Annotated in this window: 19 protein-coding genes; 10 read left to right on the top strand and 9 right to left on the bottom strand. The window is 69.9% G+C overall.

The genetic code is table 11. From position 1 onward, the window contains the following. Positions 1 to 3: 3 nt before the first annotated feature. The 4 genes from CHB84_RS19485 to CHB84_RS19470 form a co-directional block, all read right to left on the bottom strand. On the bottom strand, positions 4 to 1989 hold the full coding sequence (locus CHB84_RS19485; RefSeq protein WP_089303104.1) for a heavy metal translocating P-type ATPase: 1986 nt from the start codon (positions 1987 to 1989) through the stop codon (positions 4 to 6). Next, positions 1986 to 2348 (bottom strand): ArsR/SmtB family transcription factor, encoded by a 363-nt coding sequence (locus CHB84_RS19480; RefSeq protein WP_089303103.1) that lies wholly within the window; start codon positions 2346 to 2348, stop codon positions 1986 to 1988. Before CHB84_RS19480 ends, CHB84_RS19485 begins: the two co-directional genes overlap by 4 nt. A gap of 72 nt (positions 2349 to 2420) precedes the next feature. Continuing rightward, positions 2421 to 3383 (bottom strand): arsenic resistance protein, encoded by a 963-nt coding sequence (locus tag CHB84_RS19475; RefSeq protein ID WP_089303102.1) that lies wholly within the window; start codon positions 3381 to 3383, stop codon positions 2421 to 2423. A gap of 107 nt (positions 3384 to 3490) precedes the next feature. After that, a complete protein-coding gene (locus CHB84_RS19470; protein ID WP_089303132.1) occupies positions 3491 to 4258 on the bottom strand; it encodes an IclR family transcriptional regulator in 768 nt (255 codons plus the stop codon). A 72-nt stretch (positions 4259 to 4330) separates the two neighbouring features. Here CHB84_RS19470 and CHB84_RS19465 point away from each other — a divergent pair, with 72 nt between their 5' ends. The 4 genes from CHB84_RS19465 (at position 4331) to CHB84_RS19450 (ending at position 8200) form a co-directional block, all read left to right on the top strand. Next, positions 4331 to 5251 (top strand): acetaldehyde dehydrogenase (acetylating), encoded by a 921-nt coding sequence (locus CHB84_RS19465; protein WP_089303101.1) that lies wholly within the window; start codon positions 4331 to 4333, stop codon positions 5249 to 5251. After that, positions 5248 to 6300: a 4-hydroxy-2-oxovalerate aldolase gene (dmpG, locus tag CHB84_RS19460; protein ID WP_089303100.1), complete on the top strand. Its 1053-nt coding sequence runs from the start codon at positions 5248 to 5250 to the stop codon at positions 6298 to 6300. Before CHB84_RS19465 ends, dmpG begins: the two co-directional genes overlap by 4 nt. 188 nt (positions 6301 to 6488) lie before the next feature. After that, positions 6489 to 7712, top strand: coding sequence for a hypothetical protein (locus tag CHB84_RS19455; protein WP_089303099.1), 1224 nt, complete (start codon positions 6489 to 6491; stop codon positions 7710 to 7712). Positions 7713 to 7780: 68 nt separating this feature from the next. Further along, positions 7781 to 8200, top strand: a complete 420-nt coding sequence (locus CHB84_RS19450; RefSeq protein ID WP_425432319.1) for a nitroreductase family deazaflavin-dependent oxidoreductase — start codon at positions 7781 to 7783, stop codon at positions 8198 to 8200. A 46-nt stretch (positions 8201 to 8246) separates the two neighbouring features. Here CHB84_RS19450 and CHB84_RS19445 read toward each other — a convergent pair whose 3' ends face one another. Then, positions 8247 to 9164, bottom strand: a complete 918-nt coding sequence (locus CHB84_RS19445; RefSeq protein WP_089303131.1) for an LLM class F420-dependent oxidoreductase — start codon at positions 9162 to 9164, stop codon at positions 8247 to 8249. A 318-nt stretch (positions 9165 to 9482) separates the two neighbouring features. On the opposite strand from CHB84_RS19445, the gene CHB84_RS19440 reads away from it, so the two are divergent. The 3 genes from CHB84_RS19440 to CHB84_RS19430 all read left to right on the top strand — a co-directional run bounded on the left by CHB84_RS19440 (position 9483) and on the right by CHB84_RS19430 (position 13429). Next, complete coding sequence (locus CHB84_RS19440) at positions 9483 to 10961, top strand: FAD-binding protein (protein ID WP_089303097.1); 1479 nt, start codon at positions 9483 to 9485, stop codon at positions 10959 to 10961. Between the two features lie 245 nt (positions 10962 to 11206). Beyond that, complete coding sequence (locus tag CHB84_RS19435) at positions 11207 to 12268, top strand: NAD-dependent epimerase/dehydratase family protein (RefSeq protein ID WP_089303130.1); 1062 nt, start codon at positions 11207 to 11209, stop codon at positions 12266 to 12268. 84 nt (positions 12269 to 12352) lie between these two features. Next, entirely contained in the window at positions 12353 to 13429 is a 1077-nt protein-coding gene (locus tag CHB84_RS19430) for an NAD(P)H-dependent amine dehydrogenase family protein (RefSeq protein ID WP_089303096.1), read from the top strand. 122 nt (positions 13430 to 13551) lie between these two features. Here CHB84_RS19430 and CHB84_RS19425 read toward each other — a convergent pair whose 3' ends face one another. Continuing rightward, positions 13552 to 14286, bottom strand: a complete 735-nt coding sequence (locus CHB84_RS19425; RefSeq protein ID WP_089303129.1) for a glucose 1-dehydrogenase — start codon at positions 14284 to 14286, stop codon at positions 13552 to 13554. Positions 14287 to 14450: 164 nt separating this feature from the next. On the opposite strand from CHB84_RS19425, the gene CHB84_RS19420 reads away from it, so the two are divergent. Then, the gene (locus CHB84_RS19420) at positions 14451 to 15017 is read left to right on the top strand and encodes a TetR/AcrR family transcriptional regulator (RefSeq protein ID WP_089303095.1); all 567 of its coding nucleotides are present in this window, start codon (positions 14451 to 14453) and stop codon (positions 15015 to 15017) included. A 41-nt stretch (positions 15018 to 15058) separates the two neighbouring features. Here the strand turns inward: CHB84_RS19420 and CHB84_RS19415 are convergent, their stop codons facing one another. The 3 genes from CHB84_RS19415 to CHB84_RS19405 are packed head-to-tail and all read right to left on the bottom strand — an operon-like array spanning position 15059 to position 17301. Further along, complete coding sequence (locus tag CHB84_RS19415; protein WP_089303094.1) at positions 15059 to 16255, bottom strand: NAD(P)/FAD-dependent oxidoreductase; 1197 nt, start codon at positions 16253 to 16255, stop codon at positions 15059 to 15061. 4 nt (positions 16256 to 16259) lie between these two features. Beyond that, complete coding sequence (locus CHB84_RS19410) at positions 16260 to 16451, bottom strand: ferredoxin (RefSeq protein WP_089303093.1); 192 nt, start codon at positions 16449 to 16451, stop codon at positions 16260 to 16262. A gap of 43 nt (positions 16452 to 16494) precedes the next feature. Then, positions 16495 to 17301, bottom strand: coding sequence for a 2-keto-4-pentenoate hydratase (locus CHB84_RS19405; RefSeq protein ID WP_089303128.1), 807 nt, complete (start codon positions 17299 to 17301; stop codon positions 16495 to 16497). Positions 17302 to 17400: 99 nt separating this feature from the next. Between CHB84_RS19405 and CHB84_RS19400 the strand changes: the two genes are divergently transcribed. Beyond that, positions 17401 to 18270 carry a TIGR03619 family F420-dependent LLM class oxidoreductase gene (locus CHB84_RS19400; protein WP_089303092.1) on the top strand — a complete coding sequence of 290 codons (870 nt, stop codon included), beginning with the start codon at positions 17401 to 17403 and terminating at the stop codon, positions 18268 to 18270. Between the two features lie 10 nt (positions 18271 to 18280). After that, positions 18281 to 18730: a nuclear transport factor 2 family protein gene (locus tag CHB84_RS19395; RefSeq protein WP_176440045.1), complete on the top strand. Its 450-nt coding sequence runs from the start codon at positions 18281 to 18283 to the stop codon at positions 18728 to 18730. Positions 18731 to 18983 lie beyond the last annotated feature (253 nt).

Raw genomic sequence — 18983 nt, 5'->3', positions numbered from 1 at the left:
GCGTCAGGCGGCACGCCCGGCCGATCCGGACATGCCTGCCGCGGCCACGGCCCCCGGTTGTGCCTCGCCGAGCCCGGTTCGCCTGCCGGTGCGGCCTGCCCGGACGCCGTTGGCGATGACGACGACTTCCGCGAGCTCGTGTACCAGTACCACCGCGGCCAGACCGAGCACGCCGGTGAGCGCGAGCGGCACGAGGCAGACGATGATCGCCACCGACAGGCCGAGGTTCTGCCGCATGATGCCGCGCGCGCGGCGGGCGTGCCGCAGCGCGCGCGGGAGGTGCCGCAGGTCCTCGCCCATGAGCGCGACGTCGGCGGTCTCGATGGCCACGTCCGTGCCCATCGCGCCCATCGCGATGCCGGGATCCGCCGATGCCAGGGCGGGAGCGTCGTTCACGCCGTCACCGACCATCGCCGTGGCGCCGTGGCGCCTCAGGGTGCGGATGACGTCGGCCTTGTCCTCCGGACGTAGCTGTGCGTGTACCTCGGTGGCGTCGATGCCGGCCTCCGCGGCGAGCGAGCGTGCGGTGGCCGTGTTGTCGCCGGTGAGCATGCTGACCCGGTAGCCCCGCGCGCGCAGGCCGCCGACGACCTCAGGGGCTTCCCGGCGCAGCTCGTCACGGACGGCGATCACCCCGATGGTTCCGCCGTCGGATTCCACGCAGACCACGGTGGCCCCGCGTTCCTGGAGCTCCGAGACGTCCGCGGCGAGCTCGCCGGGGTCGATCCAGCCCGGCCTGCCCAGCCGCACAGGCCGCCCGTCGAGCCACCCCGTCAGCCCGGCCCCTGTGACCGACTCGACGTCGCGTGCCGGGGTGACGTCTGCCCCGTCACGGGACCCGGCGGCCGCGGTGCCGATCGCGAGGGCGAGCGGGTGCTCGCTGCGCGCCTCCAGCGCCGCAGCCACGGACAGTACCCGCGTGCGATGCACCCCGTGCGCAGGTCGTACCGCGATGGCAGCAGGCTCGTTGCGGGTGAGGGTGCCGGTCTTGTCCAGGGCGATGCCGCGTACCGAGCCGAGCGACTCGAGCGCCGCGCCTCCCTTGATCAGTACGCCGAGCCTGCTGGCCGCGCCGACGGCGGAGATCACGGTCACCGGGACGGAGATCGCCAGCGCGCACGGGGAGGCGGCCACGAGCACGACGAGGGCGCGTTCGATCCACACGGACGGGTCCCCCGCGAGGGAGCCGACGGCGGCGATCACCGTTGCAGCCACCATGACCCCGGGTACGAGGGGCCTGGCGACGGCGTCGGCGAGCCGCTGTCCGGCGCCCTTGCGCTCCTGCTCGGCCTGCACGATGGAGACGATCCTGGCCAGCGAGTTGTCCTGGACCGTGCGCGTGACGCGGACCTCGACGGCGCCGGTGCCGTTGATCGACCCGGCGAGCACCTCGTCGCCGGTGGCTGCCTCGACAGGGACCGACTCCCCGGTGATGGCGGAGACATCCAGGGACGTGCGCCCGTGGATGATCCGCCCGTCGGTGGCGACGCGCTCACCGGGACGCACCACGAGGATGTCCCCCGGAACGAGGTCGCCGGTGGCCACGGTCACCTCGACCCCGTCGCGCCGCGCGGTGGCTTGCTGGGGCACCAGGTCAAGCAGGGCGCGCAGGCCGCGCCGGGTGCGGCTGATCGAGTACTGTTCGAGGCTCTCGGCGAGCGAGTACAGGAACGCCAGCGTCGCGGCCTCGCCGACCTGGCCGAGCAGCACCGCCCCGATCGCCGCGATGGTCATCAACGTGCCGACACCGACCGAGCCGCGCGCGAGCGCGCGCAGCGCGCCCGGCACGAACATCGACCCGCCTGCCGCGAGCGCGCAGGCGTGTACCGCGAGCACGCTCCAGCTGGGGGCGCCCGACCAGGCCGCGACGTAGCCTGCCAGCAGCAGCACCCCGGCTGCGGCCGCGAACCGGACCTCGCGGAGCCGCCAGAACGTTCCCGGCTGCGCCTCCTCGGGCTCGGGGTGCTCGCACCCGCACGCGTCGCTCATGACTCACCTCCGTGCGTGCCGTAGGTCGGGCACAGCGTCACCGCGTTTCCCGTCGCGTCGAGTACGGACTCCGCCGCGGTGAGCACATCCAGCAGCTCGGGCCGGACCAGGGCGTAGAAGGTCTGCCTGCCCTCCGGCTCGCCGTCGACGAGGCCGCAGCCGCGCAGGCACGCGATGTGCTTGGACACGGTGGATTGGGCCAGCCCGAGCTCGCCGACCAGGTCGGTGACCCGTGCCCGCCCCATGGCGAGCCGGTGAACGATCGCCAGGCGCGTGCTGTCCGAGAGGCTGTGGAACAGCGAGACCGCGGCATCCAGATCGGTGTGCCGCGCGGGCTCGCTCGCAATACGCATCGCCATGCGGCGATTATATTCCATTCGGGCGATGAATCAACCCGGTCCGGTCCGGCGTCCCGATGGCCGCGTTCGGCCTTACCCGGCAGGGGCGTCGCTGCGACCCCGGACGAGCTGGCTGATCAGCGCGAGTACCGGGAGCTCGATCAGGGGGGCGACGGCGAGGCTCACCGCGATCAGCGGGCGGCCGGGGAACGCGGCGACCGCGAGCGCGAGCGCGATCGGCGAGTTGCGGGCCACCGTGCTCATCGTCAGCGTGACCCGCTGGCTGCGCGGCAGCCGCAGTGCCCGCCCGGTAGCCGTGGACACGGCAGGCATGACGACGAAGAAGACGGCGAGCGGGCCGAGCAGGGTGACGACGGCGAGCGCGTGCTCGACGACGGTGCGCGCCTGCCAGGCGAACATCGCGAACACCGCCACGAGCAGCAGCGGAACCGCCGATGCCGACGCCACGGGGTCCAGCACCCGCTCCCGCAGGCCCGCCCCCGCCCAGCGCGAGCTCGCCGAGCGCAGTAGCACCGCAGCCGCGAGAGGCACAAGCAGGACCAGCAACACGGCCTGGACGATCGTGCCGAGCGCTATCGACGTGACCGGCCCGCCGAGCAGCATGACGTACAGCGGCAGCAGCATCAGCTGCAGCACGAGGTTGATCGGCAGCAGCGCGGCGGCCACACCCATGTGGCCCCGCGCGAGCCCGGTGAACACGAGGTACCAGTCGGTGCACGGTGTTACCAGCAACAGCAGCAGCCCGATCCGCAGGTCCGGGTTGTGGCCGAGCAGGACCGTCCCCAAGGCCCACGCCAGCAGTGGCGTCCAGACGAAGTTGAGGACGAGGCTGGCGGCCACGACGGTGTGCGCGCGACGTGCCTCGCCGAGCGACGTCGCGTCGACCTGGACGAACACCCCGGTCAGCATCAGCAGCAGCGCAGGCAGCACCACGTGCCCCGCGGCCTCGCCGATCGGCAGCGCCAGGCCGGCGAGCGTGCCTGCCACCGCGCTCGCCGCGACGAGCACGCTCTGCAGCCGTTCCCAGAGGGACATACCGGGACCGTAGCCCGCGGGCGCTCGCCCCGCGCGGCGCGGGGAACCGCGTGACGACCCGGTGACCGCCGAACCGGCCCGGCAGGGGCGACGGTGGCCGGTCCCGGTCAGCGCAGCGTGACCGTGCGGGACAGCGTGAGCGCCGCGGTGCGTACGGCAGGCGCGATCCGGTCGGTGCGCATCCGGTTGCTCCAGCCGGAGATGGAGATCGCCGCGACCGCCCGCCCGGCACCGTCCAGAAGCGGGCCCGCCGCGCAGACCACGCCGACACCGGACTCCTCGCGGTCGTAGGCGATCCCCGAGTCGCGGATCCGCGCGAGCTGGTTGCGAAGCACGGCAGGTGAGGTGATGGTCTTCTTGCTGACCGGCCTCAGCCCTGCCGCCAGCACGGTGTCGAGCACGTTCGCGGCGGAGTAGGCCAGGATCGCCTTGCCGACCCCGGTGGCGTGCGCGGGAAAGCGCCCCCCGATCCGGGACGGCAGCCGCGGGGCGTCCGGCCCGCGCAGCACGTCGAGGTAGACGACCTCGGTGCCTTCCAGGACGGCCAGATGCACCGTGTTGTGCGTGGCTTCCCGCAGGTCGGCCAGGTGCGGCCGGGCCGCGTCGACCAGCCCGCGCTGCCGGGTGGCCAGCTGCCCGATCTCGAACAGCCGCAGCCCGAGCCGCACGGCCTCGCCGTCGCGCTCGAGCAGGCCGTTGGCGAGCATGTGCCGGACGAGGCGGTGGGTGCTGGTCTTGGGCAGGCCGGTGCGCCTGGCGAGCTCGGACACCCCGAGCGCGTCGTCCCCAGGGCGGAAGGCGGTGAGCAGCGCGGTGATGCGCGCCGTCGTCGACGGGCTGCTCTCCTGCGGGTCGTTCCGCTCAGCGGCACGCATGTGTTGAGTGTGCCGGGTGGCCCGGGGAAGTGTGAAGGGTGTCGAGTCAAACTCCGTGACGTGAGGTGTCCTATGCATGACGGCAAGGCCGTCGCCGCGATCGTCGGCTCCGGCAACATCGGCACCGACCTGCTCGCCAAGCTGCGCCGCAGCGGCAACGTCGAGGTGCGCTACATGGTCGGTGTCGACCCCGAGTCCGACGGTCTCGCGCGCGCCGCCGAGCTGGGCGTGCGGACCTCGGCCGAGGGGGTCGACTGGCTGCTGTCCCAGCCGGAGGTGCCGGACCTGGTGTTCGAGGCGACGTCGGCGAAGGCGCACGCTGCGAACGCGCCGCGCTACGCCGACGCCGGTATCCAGGCCGTGGATCTCACGCCCGCCGCGTTGGGACCGTTCACCTGCCCGGTGGTCAACATCTCGGACCAGCTGGACGCTCCCAACGTCAACATGATCACCTGCGGTGGGCAGGCGACCATCCCGATCGTGCACGCGGTCTCGCGGGTGACCCCGGTTCCGTACGCGGAGATCGTGGCCTCGGTGTCCTCCCGCTCGGCCGGGCCGGGGACGCGGGCCAACATCGACGAGTTCACCGAGACCACCGCGCACGGCACCGAGACGGTCGGCGGCGCGGACAGCGGCAAGGCGATCATCATCATCAACCCGGTCGAGCCACCGATGATCATGCGCGACACGGTGTTCTGCGCGATCGACCCCGCCGCCGACCGGGACGCGATCACCGACTCGATCCGGCGGATGGTGCGGGACGTGCAGGAGTACGTTCCGGGCTACACCCTCAAGGCGGAACCGCAGTACGACGACCCGCGGCCCGGCTGGGGCGACCGCGCGCGGGTCGCCGTGTTCCTCGAGGTGGCGGGCAACGGCGACTACCTGCCGACCTACGCGGGCAACCTGGACATCATGACGGCGGCCGCCTCCCAGGTCGGGGAGCAGCTCGCCAGCAAGATCATCGACAAGGACACGGCGGTGCGGGTATGAGCATGTGGGACGACGTCGAGCGGGACGTGCGGATCGTGGACACCACGCTGCGCGACGGCAGCCACGCGATGGCGCACCAGTTCACCGAGCAGCACGTGCGCGACACGGTGCGCGCGCTGGACTCCTCAGGGGTGTCGTTGATCGAGGTGACGCACGGCGACGGGCTCGGCGGCTCCACGTTCAACTACGGGTTCTCGCTGGTCGACGAGAAGCAGCTGATCTCGGCAGCGGTGGAGGAGGCTTCCGGTGCCACGATCGCGGTGCTGCTACTTCCCGGCCTCGGCACGGTCACCGACCTGCGCGCCGCTGCCGATCTCGGTGCGGGCGCGGTGCGGATCGCCACGCACTGCACCGAGGCGGACGTGTCGATCCAGCACTTCCAGGCGGCGCGGGATCTGGGCCTGGAGACGGTCGGGTTCCTGATGCTGTCGCATATGTCCTCGCCGGAGGACCTGGCCAAGCAGGCCAGGATCATGGCCGACGCAGGCTGCCAGTGCGTCTACGTCGTCGACTCGGCGGGCGCGCTCGTGCTGGAGGACGCATCGGACCGGGTTGCCGCGCTTGTCGACGAGCTCGGTACGGACGCGCAGGTCGGTTACCACGGGCACCAGAACCTCAGCTTCGGGGTTGCGAACTCCGTGCTGTGCTACCGGGCGGGTGCGCGGCAGATCGACGGGTCGCTCGTCGCGCTCGGCGCGGGCGCGGGCAACTCGCCGACCGAGGTGCTCGCGGCGACGTTCGACCGGATCGGCGCGCGCACCGGGGTCGACAAGGACGGGCTGATGGACGCCGCGGAGAACGTGGTGAAACCGTTCATCACGCGCCTGCCTGTGATGGACCGCTCCTCGATCGTGCAGGGCTACGCGGGCGTGTACTCCTCGTTCCTGCTGCACGCCGAGCGTGCCGCCGAGCGGTACGGCGTCCCCGCGCACGAGATCCTCTACCGCTGCGGCGAGCGCCGCTACGTCGGCGGCCAGGAAGACATGATCATCGACATCGCCCTGGAGATCCTCGCCGAACGCGAGCCTGCCACCGCAGCAACCCCCTGAGGTGGTGGAGCCGAATGTCACGTTCGGCTCCCTCTATGGAACCGAGGTCACCTTCGGCGCTTTCCGGCTGGCGCGGGGTCGTAGGAGCCCAAGGTGACCTCGGTTCCATCTAGGGAGCCCGGTGTCACATTCGGCTCCTACCCGTTCGGGACTGTCGGCGGAACGAGAACATGTTCTATTATGGTTGGATGGTTAGCAGGTATCGCGATCTCGAGCGGGGTGAGCTCGCCACGCTCGTGCCGGAGCTGCTCCTCATGGGGCAGCTGATCGACCGGTCCGGGATGGCGTGGTGTATCTCCTCGCTCGGTCGTGAAGGGATGCTCCGGGTGGCGATCGAGGAGTGGATGGCCGCCAGCCCGATCTACACCGCACGGATGCAGCGGGCGTTGAACTTCCAGGGCACCGACGTCGTGACGATCTTCAAGGGCCTGCAGCTCGACATCGGCGCGCCACCGCAGTTCATGGACTTCCGCTATCACGTGACCGACCCGAACCACGGCACGTTCCACCTGGACCACTGCGGCGCGTTGATGGATGTCGAGCCGATGGGTGATGCGTACGTCAAGGGGATGTGCCATGACATCGAGGACCCCACGTTCGACGCCACGGCGGTCGCCACCAACCCGAAGGCACAGGTGCGGCCCGTGCACCGGCCGCCGCGCACGCCACCGGACCGGCAGCCGCATTGCATGTGGACGGTGACGATCGACGAATCGCACGAGCCTGTGGGCGAGTCGGTCGGGTGTACGCGGAACAGGGATACGCACGCGGCCTCGATCGTGCTCGACCCGATCGAGGAGGCCGAGGAGGGCATGTCCGACTACTCGGGCCCGCTGCTCAGCGACCTGGACTTCGCCGCGTTCTCGCGCTCCGCGCTGGCACGGATCGCCGACGAGGTATGCCTGCAGATGCACCTGCTCAATCTCGGTTTCGGCCGTGCGGTCTCGGCGCGGCTGGAGCCGGACGGTGCCGCGGAGGTGGGTGCGAAGCAGCTGCGCGGTATCGCCGGGATCGGGGCGGAGCGCATCCACCGCGCGCTGCGGCTTCCCGGAGGCGTCACCGGTGCGGTAGCCGTGCTCCGGCTGCACCCGTTGCTGAACCCTGCTGCCTACGTCGCCGCGGAGTTCACGGGCGACGGGTTCACCGTCCGGCGCTCACCGGCTCATGACGACGGCGCCTGGATCACGCGGTGCGGACCGCGGGCCGTCGAGCCGCTCCAGGCGATCGTGCGTGCCGTTGACCCCCACCTCGACGTGCTCGTCGAGGGAGACGAGTCGGAGTGGAGCTGCCGTGTCGTCGAGCGCGACGAACCCGCCGAGGAGTTCGGCGAGGTGGCTGTGACCCGGCTGAGCACGGGATCCTCGTTCGAGTTCGAGCCACGCCATTCCCTACCCATCACGCCGATTGGTTGATCATGGTTAACGTCAAACCGCGCCCGAAAGGGCTGGACTCGCCACTCGTGCCCAAGATCATCAAGAGAATGAGCAGGGCGCAGGTGTGGCTGTACCGGCGGACCAACGGGCGGTTGGGCGGCAAGTGGCGCATCGGAGCCGCCTTCCGCAAGCCCGTCGACACCCTGTTGCTCGACCACAGAGGACGCAAGTCCGGCACGGTGTTCACCATCCCGCTGCTGTACATGCCGGACGGGGACAACCTCGTCGTGGTCGCCTCGCAGGGTGGCCTGCCGAGCCATCCACAGTGGTATTTCAACCTGCGTGCCGACCCCGACACCCGGGTCCAGGTCAACGGCGAGGTCCGGGCGGTGCGCGCGCGTACCGCGTCAGGGCAGGAGCGGGAGAGTCTCTGGCGCCGGCTCGTGGAGATGTACGCGGACTTCGCCAGCTACCAGTCATGGACCGATCGTGAGATCCCCGTGGTGATCCTCGAACCACGGCCGTAGACCCGAGGATGGGCTCCGGGGCGGGGTCGCCCGTACCCGGCACCCGCTACCGGCTACCGGAACGCTCGGCATGACCGGTGGCGCTCGCCTCGGCTGCGGTCGCGGCGCCCTCGTCGGACGTCAGTCCCAGGCGCCGCGCGTGCCTGCCGAGGAAGGAGATCACCTCGTCCTCGGACTTGTCCGGCAGTCCCCAGATGATCTCGGTGACGCCGATACGCTCCCAGGTGGCGATGTCCTCGGCCGAGGGCTTCACGGCAGCGAGCACGACGATCTCCGGATGACCCGCGCGGCCCGCTGCCCGCCAGTTGTCGTGCAGCGCGTCGACCTTGCCGGTGATGTCCTGCTCGAGGGGTGTGGTGATCCACCCGTCGGCGTTGGCCGCGATCCACGCGAACGTCTTCGGCCCGCCGCCCGCGCCGATGAGCACGGGCGGCTGGGGCTGGACCGGCTTGGGCCAGGCCCACGACGGTCCGAAGGAGACGAACTCGCCGTCGTAGGAGGCCTCTTCCTGGTTCCAGAGCGCGCGCATCGCGTCGAGGTACTCGCGGAGCACGGTGCGCCGCCTGCCTGCCGGGACACGGTGGTCGCTGAGCTCGTCGGTGTTCCACCCGAACCCCGCGCCGACCGTCACGCGCCCGCCGGAGAGGTGATCGAGGGACGCGATGGTCTTGGCGAGCGTGATCGGGTCGGACTCGACGGGCAGCGCCACGGCCGTGGCCAGCCGGATGCGGGAGGTGACCGCTGCGGCCGTCGCGAGCGATACCCACGGGTCGAGAGTGCGCATGTACCGATCGTCCGGAAGGCTCTCGTCTCCCGTGCCAGGATGCGCGGCCGCCCGCCTGGTGGGGATGTGCGTGTGTTCCGGGACGTAGAAGGTGTCGAAGCCGTTGTCCTCCGCCGCCTTGGCGGCCACGGAGGGTGTGATCCCGCGGTCGCTGGTGAACAAGACGATTCCGTGCCGCATGGGAGCCATGCTAGAACGTGTTGCATCCATACGGAATGCCATCGGCGGTCCCTTCGAAGCCGCTTGTGATCTCGCGCCGGGTGGTGATCACGGGTTCGTGCGCACGACAGTTTACTGTACAGCTATCTGGGCAGTTGTCCAATAGCGGGTTCACCGGCACCTGGGCGAGTCCCGGTGGTTGTCCGGGTGACGTTGGGTCGTGGCGTGTGCGCGTTCCGTTGACGTGGGCCGCAACTCGGTGTCCCGGGGTGGGTGTTCGTGACCCGCCGGCCTCCGGCCTGCCTGGCGATGTAGAACAAGTTCTATTATGATGGAGCGATGGTGACAGAGATCCCGACGCCGACCAGCGCGGACGAGTTGCACACCTGGTCGGATGAGGTTGATGTGCTCGTGGTGGGCGCGGGCATGGGCGGTGCGAGTGCCGCGCTCGAAGCGGCCGCCGCGGGCTCACGAGTGCTGGTGATCGATCGAGGTGGCAGGCTCACCTGTACGACAGCCATGGCCGGTGGGCACTTCTATCTCGGCGGGGGAACCCCGCTGCAGGAGGCTGCGGGATTCGATGACACGCCAGAGGAGATGGCGAAGTACCTGCGGGCGATGTCGCCCGAGTGTGCCCCCGAGAAGATCGAGGCGTACTGCGAGGGCAGCGTCGAGCACTTCCACTGGCTGGAGTCGCTCGGGTTCTCCTTCGAACGCTCGTACTATCCCGGCAAGGCCGTGGTGCAACCCGGCACCGAAGGGTTGATGTATACGGGCAACGAGAAGTGCTGGCCGTTCAACGAGCACGCGGCACCGGCGCCACGCGGGCACAAACCGCCGATCGCCGGGGACACCGGTGGAGCGGCGTTCGTTCTCGACCTGGCCCTGGATCGACTCGACGACCTGGGCGTGGAGGTGCGCTTCGACACCGCTGCCACGGGGCTGGTCGTGGGGTCGGACGGTGACGTCACCGGCGTCACGTGGAAGCGGTTCGGTCAGACCGGTGCCATCCGGGCACGTGCGGTGGTGCTTGCCGCAGGCGGGTTCGTACTCAACTCCGAGATGGTTTCGGCCTACGCGCCTCGGCTCACCGCACTCATGAGCAAGGGGATGCCGCTGGGAAACTCCTACGACGACGGGCTCGGCATTCGTCTCGGGGAGTCGGTCGGCGGGGTCGCGGAGCACATGGACGGAGCGTTCTTCACGTCTCCCTTCTACCCGCCGGAGGAGCTTCTCAAGGGCATCGTCGTCAACAAACACGGAGAGCGTTTCGTCAACGAGGACTCGTACCACGGCAGAGTCGCCTCGTACGTGTTCGACCAGCCGGACCAGACCGCCTATCTGATCCTCGACTCCGCGACGATGGCCCGGCCGCACTACGGATTCCAGTCCTTGGTGGATGGTTGGGAGACCTTGGAGGAGATGGAAGAAGGTCTTGGCATCCCGGCAGGCGCCCTCGCCAGGACGATGGCTGACTACAACGCCTCTGCCCGATCCGGTGCGGATCCTGGTTTCGGCAAGGCCTCCGAGTACGTCGTCCCGCTCGACACACCTCCGTACGGCGCCTACGACTTCACGCCGGGCAAGGCCTTCTACAGCGGATTCACCATGGGTGGCCTGCGGGTAACGGTGGACGGGCAGCTTCTCAGGACGGACGGGTCGGCCATTCCCGGCGCGTACGCTGTCGGTGCGTGCGCATCCAATATCGCCTACGACGGCGCCGGCTACTCATCGGGTACCCAGCTCGGTGAGGCATCGTTCTTCGGGCGGCGCGCCGGACGGCATGCCGCGACGGCCACGGCCGCGACAGTGGTGTGAACCGGGCGGGAGTGGATCCGTACCCGGAACCTGTCATGCCGGTGCGGTCATCGTGCCTCGTGCTCGAGCGCGCCGCGCGGGACTCATGGCGTTTGTGAAACATGTTCTATACAATTGTCCAGACTTCGGTTCATGTCGGCTCGATCGGACGTAGGGCATGTCGTGTGACATCACGGAAGCTGACCGGCCCGGCGCGTACGCGCGGCCCGGTCCACCGAGGACCGTGAGATCGGGCGAGGGGCATGATGTCGGCTCCTGAGCCCGCGCAGCAGAGCGGCCGGTCGAGCTCCCGCCCGCGGGGTGGCCGCAAGCTGGTGATCGGCGCAAGCGGGTTCCTCGGCTCGCACGTGACCAGGGAGCTCGTGCAGCAGGGGTATCACGTCCGGGTCCTGTTGCGGCATACGAGCTCGACCACGGGCATCGACGATCTCGATGTGGAGCGTGTCTACGGCGACATTCTCGACGCCGCCGCTGTCCGGGCTGCCATGGCCGGCTGTGACGTGGTCTTCCACTGCGCCGTCGACACGCGTGCGTGGCTACGGGACCCCGCACCACTGTTCCGCACCAACGTCGAAGCCCTCCGTGTCGTGCTGGACGCGGCCGTCGAGGCGGATCTGGACCGCTTCGTGTTCACCAGCACGCTGGCAACCATCGGTCTGAGCTCGGACGGGCCCGCTACGGAGGACACCACACACGACTGGTTCGAGACAGCTGGGGCGTATGTCCGCTCGCGCGTACGTGCCGAGTCGCTCGTACTCGACTACGCCCGGCAGCGCGGGCTGCCTGCTGTGGCGATGTGCGTGGCCAACACCTACGGACCGGGGGACTGGGCGCCGACACCGCACGGCGGGCTGCTGGCGGCAGCGGCGCGTGGCCGGATGCCGGCGTATGTCGAGGGTGCGGCCGCGGAGGTGGTCGGTGTCGTCGACGCGGCCCGGGCGATGGTGCTTGCCGCGGAGCACGGCAGGGTGGGGCACCGGTACATCGTGGCCGAGCGGTTCATGAGCTCCCGGGAGATCTACCGGATCGCTGCCGAGGTCGGCGGGGTCGCGCCGCCCCGGTGGGCGGTCCCGCTGCCGGTGATGTCCGTACTCGGAGTGCTCGGCGAAGCGGTCGGGCGGGTGCTCGATCGCGACGTGCGGCTGACCCGTACGAGCGTGCGGCTGATGCACATCATGCCGCCGATGGATCACAGCAAGGCGGTGCGCGAACTGGGGTGGTGCCCGGGACCGGCCCCTGAGGCCATACACGAGGCGGCCCGGTTCTTCCTCGACGAACGGCCGGCCGGCCGCCGGTCCGCCGGGTAGAGGCAGGTGAGTTCCGGTGTCCGGTGTGTTCGCGGTGCGCGACCGTCGTCGTCACCGGTGACGCGAGTGTGAGGAGTCGATTCGATGCGTGTGCGGGTGGTGCACATCGGAACGGGCAATGTCGGGCGCCCGGCGCTGAGCGCGTTGATCAGCGCTACCGACTGCGAGCTGGCTGGTGTGTGGGTGTCCGCGAAAGAGAAGGTGGGCAGGGATGCCGGTGAGCTGGCCGGCATCGACGTCTCGACGGGTGTCGCGGCGACGAACGACCTCGATGCGGTCCTGGCCACGAGGCCCGACTGTGCCGTCTACTGCGCCATGGGAGACACCAGGATGGACGAGGCCGTGGAGGACTGCAGGCGGATTCTCGAGGCGGGGATCAACGTTGTCGGTTCCGCGCCGGTGCCGCTGCAGTATCCCTGGCAGCTGCTGCCCGAGGAGTCCATCGCGCAGCTGGAACGTGCCGCGCAGCGAGGCGGTTCGAGCGTTTTCATCACCGGGGTGGATCCGGGATTCGCGAACGACCTCGTCCCGCTGACGTTCACGGGGACGTGTCAGCGTGTCAGCCAGGTGCGCTGTATGGAGATCGCGGACTACGCGACCTACGACGGCGCCACCGTCATGTTCGACGTCATGGGCTTCGGCATGCCGCTGGACGAGGTGCCGATGTTGTTCAGGCCGGGCGTGCTGAGCATCGCCTGGGGCACCACGATCCGCCAGCTCGCGGCCGGGCTGGGCATCGAGGTCGACACGATTACCGAGTGGTACGAGCGTGAGCCCGCGCCCGAGGCGTTCGACGTCGCTGCGGGGCACATCCCCCATGGCGGTACGGCTGCGGTGCGATTCGAGGTTACCGGCCGGGTGGACGGGCGACCGGCCATCGTCGTCGAGCATGTCACGCGCCTTCGGGAGGACCTGCGGCCCGACTGGCCGCAACCGGCACAGGCGGGTGGATCGTACCGTGTGGACATTGCCGGTGAGCCGTCCTACACGGTCGACATCTGTCCCACCAGCCACCACGGGGATCACAACCACGCTGCCATCGTCGCTGCGGCAGGGCGGATCGTGAACTCGGTTCCCGCCGTGGTCGCGGCGGCGCCGGGCATCAGGACGACAATGGACCTGCCACTGGTTACCGGAAGAGGACGCTATACGGCCGCGTAGCATCCTGTCCCGCGCCACGGTGCGCCGCACTCGGGCCCGCCCGTGCCGAGCGACCCGAGGCGGTTCACGAGTCGCTTGCGCGGGTGCGCCGGTCGGCGATGTCCCGGCTGTGGGGCGCTGGGCTACTTGTGGGGTACGTCGGCGACAAGGCCGCCGTCCATGACGAACTCGGTGCCGGTGGCGTACCTCGACTCGTCGCTTGCCAGGAAGACCACGAAGGTGGACACCTCACTGGGGTCGGCGCTGCGCCCGAGCGGGATCTTCACCATGTCGTCAGGGATCCCCTCGGTCATGGGGGTACGGATCAGGCCGGGATGCAGGGAGTTGACGCGGATGTTGTGCTGCGCGAGTTCGAGCGCCACCGACTTGGCCAGCCCCCGGACGGCCCATTTCGTGGCGACGTAGCCGTGCGCCCACGGGCTTCCCCGCAGCCCCTCGACCGACGAGACGTTCATGATCGAGCCGCCTCCCGCGGCTATCATGGCGTCCGTGACGGCCTGGATTCCCAGGAACGTGCCGGTGAGGTTGACGTCGAGAATCTCGCGCCACTTGTCCGGGTCGAACTTCTGTATCGTGCTGCCGTTCACGATCCCGGCATTGTTGACAAGCACGTCGAGCTTGCCGAACTCCTCGACCGTGGTGGCGACGACATCCTGCCACTGATCGGGCTGCGTCACGTCGAGATGCATATAGCGAGCCCGTGGCCCCAGCTCGTCCGCCAGCGCCTTGCCATCGTCGTCGAGTATGTCGCAGATGATCGCGGCGGCGCCCTCGGCTACCAGATGCCGGGCGTGTGAGGCGCCCATGCCCCGGGCCCCGCCCGTGATGACGGCGACCTTCCCGTCGGTACGTCCCATGCGCTCCACGCTAGCGATTAGTAGAACGTGTTTCAATGCCGAGTTCCTTCGGGACGGTGTCGAACCGCCTCGCATGTGCTGTGCCGGCACGGGGCCGGTGCGGCCGGTGACGGGCCGGTGGCGCGGTGCGGGTCGCCTGGGCGGGGCGAGGTTACGATCGGGTCATGGAGCCGGTTCGCAGGATCGTCGACGGCCGCAGGGCGAGCACCGTTCAGCGGGTGCTCGACGCCGCTGTCGAAGAGATTCGCGCAGTGGAGTACGGGGACCTGTCGGTGCGGTCGGTCGCCAAGCGTGCCGATGTCTCACCCGCGACCGCGTACACCTACTTCTCCTCCAAGGAGCACCTGGTCAGCTCCGTGGTGTGGCGAACGATCCAGGAGGCCACCTCGTCGGTCGAGGAGGGCGCCGAGCTGCACGACATCGTGCGGAGCATTACCGGGGTGTTCGCCGGCGAGCCGGAGCTGAGCAGGGCATGCACGTCGGCCCTGCTGGCGGACGATCCCGAGGTGGCACGCCTGCGGGATGAGATCGGCGCGGAGTGCGCCCGGTCGCTGTCCAGCGCGTTGCGGCCGATGCCGTCGAACGCGGTGGACTCGGTCACCATGGCGTTCGTCGGGGGAATGGTGCTCGCGGGTATGGGCTACCTGCCCTTCGACGCGATCGCGGATCGTCTTGTCGACATGGTTGCGCAGCTGCACCCCGTGGAGGGCAGCCGGGCATCGAAGCCCTGATCGCGTCGACGTACGGTCGATGCCCGCCCCGCCCTGCCTGGTCAGCCGGCTGCGGCGACGTCGAGCGCGTCCTGCCAGGTGCCGTGTTTGGCGATCAAGGCGCGCAGCTTCATGACAGGTCTGCGCTGGTTCAGGCCGAGCGCGCCGCACACGTGCTCGCCGCGGCGGTAGAGCGCGAGGAAGCTGTCCGCGGAGACGTCCCCTGCCGCGACCCGTACCTCGTCGGCGGTGGGGACGCCGACGAACTGGATCCGGCTGCCGTACCAGTCCGACCAGAAGTACGGCACCGTGGCACAGGGCCGGGCCTGCTCGGGGTCGATCGCGTTGCGCGCGGCGAGGCCGCCCTGCTCGGCGGCGGTGGTCCAGTGTTCGAGCCGCATCGTCTCGCCGAACAGCGGGTTCGGCCAGCGGGCGATATCGCCTGCCGCGTACACACCGGGAAAGCCCGCATTGAGCGTCTCGTCGCAGACAACGCCGTCGTCCAGTGCCACACCGGAGCCTGCCAGCCAGCGCGTCTCCGGCACGGCACCGATGCCGACGATAACCACGTCGGCCGACAGCCGGGTTCCGTCGTCGAGTACGACGGACTCGACCGCGCCCGCACCCTCGATCGCCGCCACCGTCGCCCGGCACCGCACGTCCGTGCCGTTGCGCTGGTGCAGGCCGGCGCAGGCCGCGCCCATCCGTTCGCCGACAGCGCCTGCCAGCGGTACGGGCGCGGCCTCCAGTACGGTCACCTCGGCGCCGGTGGCGCGGGCCGAGCTGGCGATCTCGGAGCCGATGAACCCCGCCCCGACGATCACGGTGCGTACCCCGGGGCCCAGCGCGGCGCGGACGCGACGCGCGTCGTCCAGGCCGCGCAGCGTGTACACCCCGTCCAGGGCGGGCGTTCCGGGTAGCTCGCGGGCACGGGCGCCGGTCGCGATCACCAGGCCGGTGTAGGCCAGCTCGGCGCCGCCTGCCACGACGGTGCGCTCGGTCGGGCGCAGCTCGCTGGCGGCCGTGCCGAGCCGCAGGTCCACCTCCAGCTCGGTGCGCAGCGACTCCTCGTCCCGGAAGTAGTTCGGCTCGACCTCGCCGGTGAGGAACTCCTTGGACAGCGGCGGGCGGTCGTACGGCAGGTGCTCCTCGGCACCGACCAGGGTGATCTCACCCTCGTACCCGGCCCGGCGAGCGGCCTCGACCGCACGCAGCCCCGCCAGCGAGGCACCGACCACGACCAGGTGCTGCTCGGGCACGTGGTCAGCCCTCGAGCCGCAGTGCCTGGGTGGGGCACTGGTCGACCGCGTCCTCCAGATCCTGGCGGTCGTCCTCGGTGAACTCCTCGGTGAGCAGGTGCACGACGCCGTCGTCGCCGACCTCGAAGACGTCCGGGCGGATCCCCTCACACACTCCGTGGCCGGTGCATACGTCCGTGTCGATGTGCATCCTCATGTGCGCTCCTTCTGCACGTGGTGGGACAGTTCAGGGCCTCGGTTCAATTCTCCCGCTGTGCATGCGGGCCGGCCATGACAGCCGTGACGCTGCCGAGTCCGGCAACCGTTGCCACTACGGTATCGCCCGCCTGGACCGGCTCGGCGCGGGTGATCGATCCGGGTAGCACCACGTGACCCGCCTGCAGGGTGATGCCGAGCGGGCCGACCGTGTTCGCAAGCCACACCAGCGCGTTGATGGGGGAGCCCAGTACGGCACCACCGGTGCCGGTGCCCACGACGTGACCGTTGATGCCGAACGTGCAGCCCGCCATCGGCAGGTCGACGGCGTTCAGCGGGTGCGGTGTGCTGCCGAGCACGACACCGCCGGAGGAGGCGTTGTCCGCGATGGTGTCGACGATCGAGATGCGCCAGTCGGTGATGCGCGAGTCGACGATCTCCAGGGCGGGCACCACGTACTCGACGGCCCTGAAGGCGTCGGCGACCGTGACGCCGGGGCCGGTCAGGTCGCGGCCCAGCACGAACGCGATCTCCGGCTCGATACGTGGCTGCAGGTACGCCCCGGCGTCGATGGGCTGGTGCTCCAGGTGGAACATGCCGGCGAGCAGGTGCCCGTAGTCCGGCTGGTGGACCCCCATCTGGCGCTGCATGGCCGCCGACGACAGGCCGACCTTGTGCCCTTTGACCCGATCGCCGGCAGCGGTCCATGTCCGGACCTGTTGCTGCTGGATCCGGTAGGCATCGTCGACGGTCGCGGTGGGGAAGTCCTCGACGATCGGCGCGACGGGGCGGGCCTTGTCGTAGGCGCGCAGGAGCCTGCCTGCCGCGTCGTCGATGGCACTGGAATCCATGATCTCCTCCTGCCGCATCCGCGAACCTCTCGACACGATACTAGAACACGTTATAGTTGTTCGGGTAGGATCGACAGCGTCCAGAAAGGTCGGGTGCCCATGAAGTTCACGCTGTCCGTCGCGCTGAGCCCGCCTGATCAGCTCGCGGAGCTCGCCAGGTGCGGGGAGGAGAACGGGTTCTCGTCCGTGGCGCTGCCGGACTCGCTGTTCTACTCCGAGGAGACCTCCGCGCAGTACCCGTACACCGCGGACGGGAACCGCTTCTGGGGTGCCGAGACACCGTGGGTCGATCCGCTGCTGGCGACGACCTGGATGGCCGCCGCCACGAGCACGATCCGCTTCTACACCTCGGTGCTCAAGCTGGGCTCGCGGCATCCCGTCGTGCTCGCACGCCAGCTCGGCTCGGTGGCCGCGCTGACCGGGGACCGGTTCGGGCTCGGGCTGGGTGTCGGCTGGCTGCCGGAGGAGTTCGAGTGGTGCGGGGTGCCGTACGCGGGCAGGGGCAAGCGCACCGACGAGGCGATCGAGGTGCTTCGCCTGATCCTGGGTGGCGGGATGGTCGACTACCACGGGGAGCACTTCGACTTCGGCAAGCTCCGGATGAGCCCGGCACCCCGACAGCACATGCCGTTCTACATCGGCGGACACAGCCCCGCAGCGCTGCGCCGCGCCGCCCGATACGGCGACGGCTGGTCCTCGGCGATGATGCGCTTCGAGGAGCTGCGCGAGACCATCGACCGGTTGCGCGAGCTACTGGCCGAGCAGGGCCGGGCGGACGACCCCTTCGAGTTCCAGGCCGTGTGCATCGACCGGTTCGGTGCGGACGGCTACCGGGAGCAGGCGGAGATCGGCGTCACCGATGCCGTGGTGATGCCGTGGGTCTTCGACGGGCTGGGGTTCGACGCCGACGTGTCGTCCAAGAAGGACTCGATCAAGAAGTTCGCGGACGAGACCATCTCCGCGGTCTAGGAGGTTTCAGGTGACTGTCACGGTGTGCTGGGACGAGCAGGCGGACCAACCCCCGGCGCGGCTCGCCGCGTACCGGTCGATGCACGCCGCCGCGCGGCACGACAAGGAGACCTGGCTCGCGCTGTTCGCCGCGGACGCTGTCGTGGAGGACCCGGTCGGCCCGTCCGGGTTCGATCCGGAGGGAAAGGGGCACCACGGTCATGACGGGCTGTCGGCGTTCTGGGACATGACCATCGGCACGGTGGAGCACTTCGAGTTCACCATCCGGGACTCGCACGCGGCAGGCGACGAGGTCGCCAACGTCGGCACCATCACCTCGCACCTGCCGGGGAACTACCGGGTGGACACCGACCTCGTCGCGGTGTACCGGGTCAACTCGGACGGTTTGCTCGTGTCCATGCGTGCCTTCTGGGAGACCGAGCGCGCGTTCGCCACCGCACGTCAGGTGGACCCGGACTGACACCGGTCGTGCCCGGACCGGTCCGGACGGGCACCGGCCGACACCGGCCGACACCGGCCGGCCCGGCGCGGGGCCGGCCGGGGCTGGCCGGGGCGGGCTAGGTGTTCTGTCCCGTGAGGTTGGGGACGCGGTGGGCGGGTGGGCCGCCGATTGCGGTGTGGGGCCGGTGGACTCTTCTATGTCTGTCAAGCCGGGGCGGGCTGGGCGTGGAGGGCTTCGAGCTTTCGGTAGATCTGGCGTGCGAGGTAGCGCT

It is taken from the genome of Haloechinothrix alba, from assembly GCF_900188115.1.
Lineage (GTDB): Bacteria > Actinomycetota > Actinomycetes > Mycobacteriales > Pseudonocardiaceae > Haloechinothrix > Haloechinothrix alba.
The sequence above is the reverse complement of the archived record's forward strand: the minus strand, read 5'-3'. Positions and strand labels throughout refer to the sequence as shown.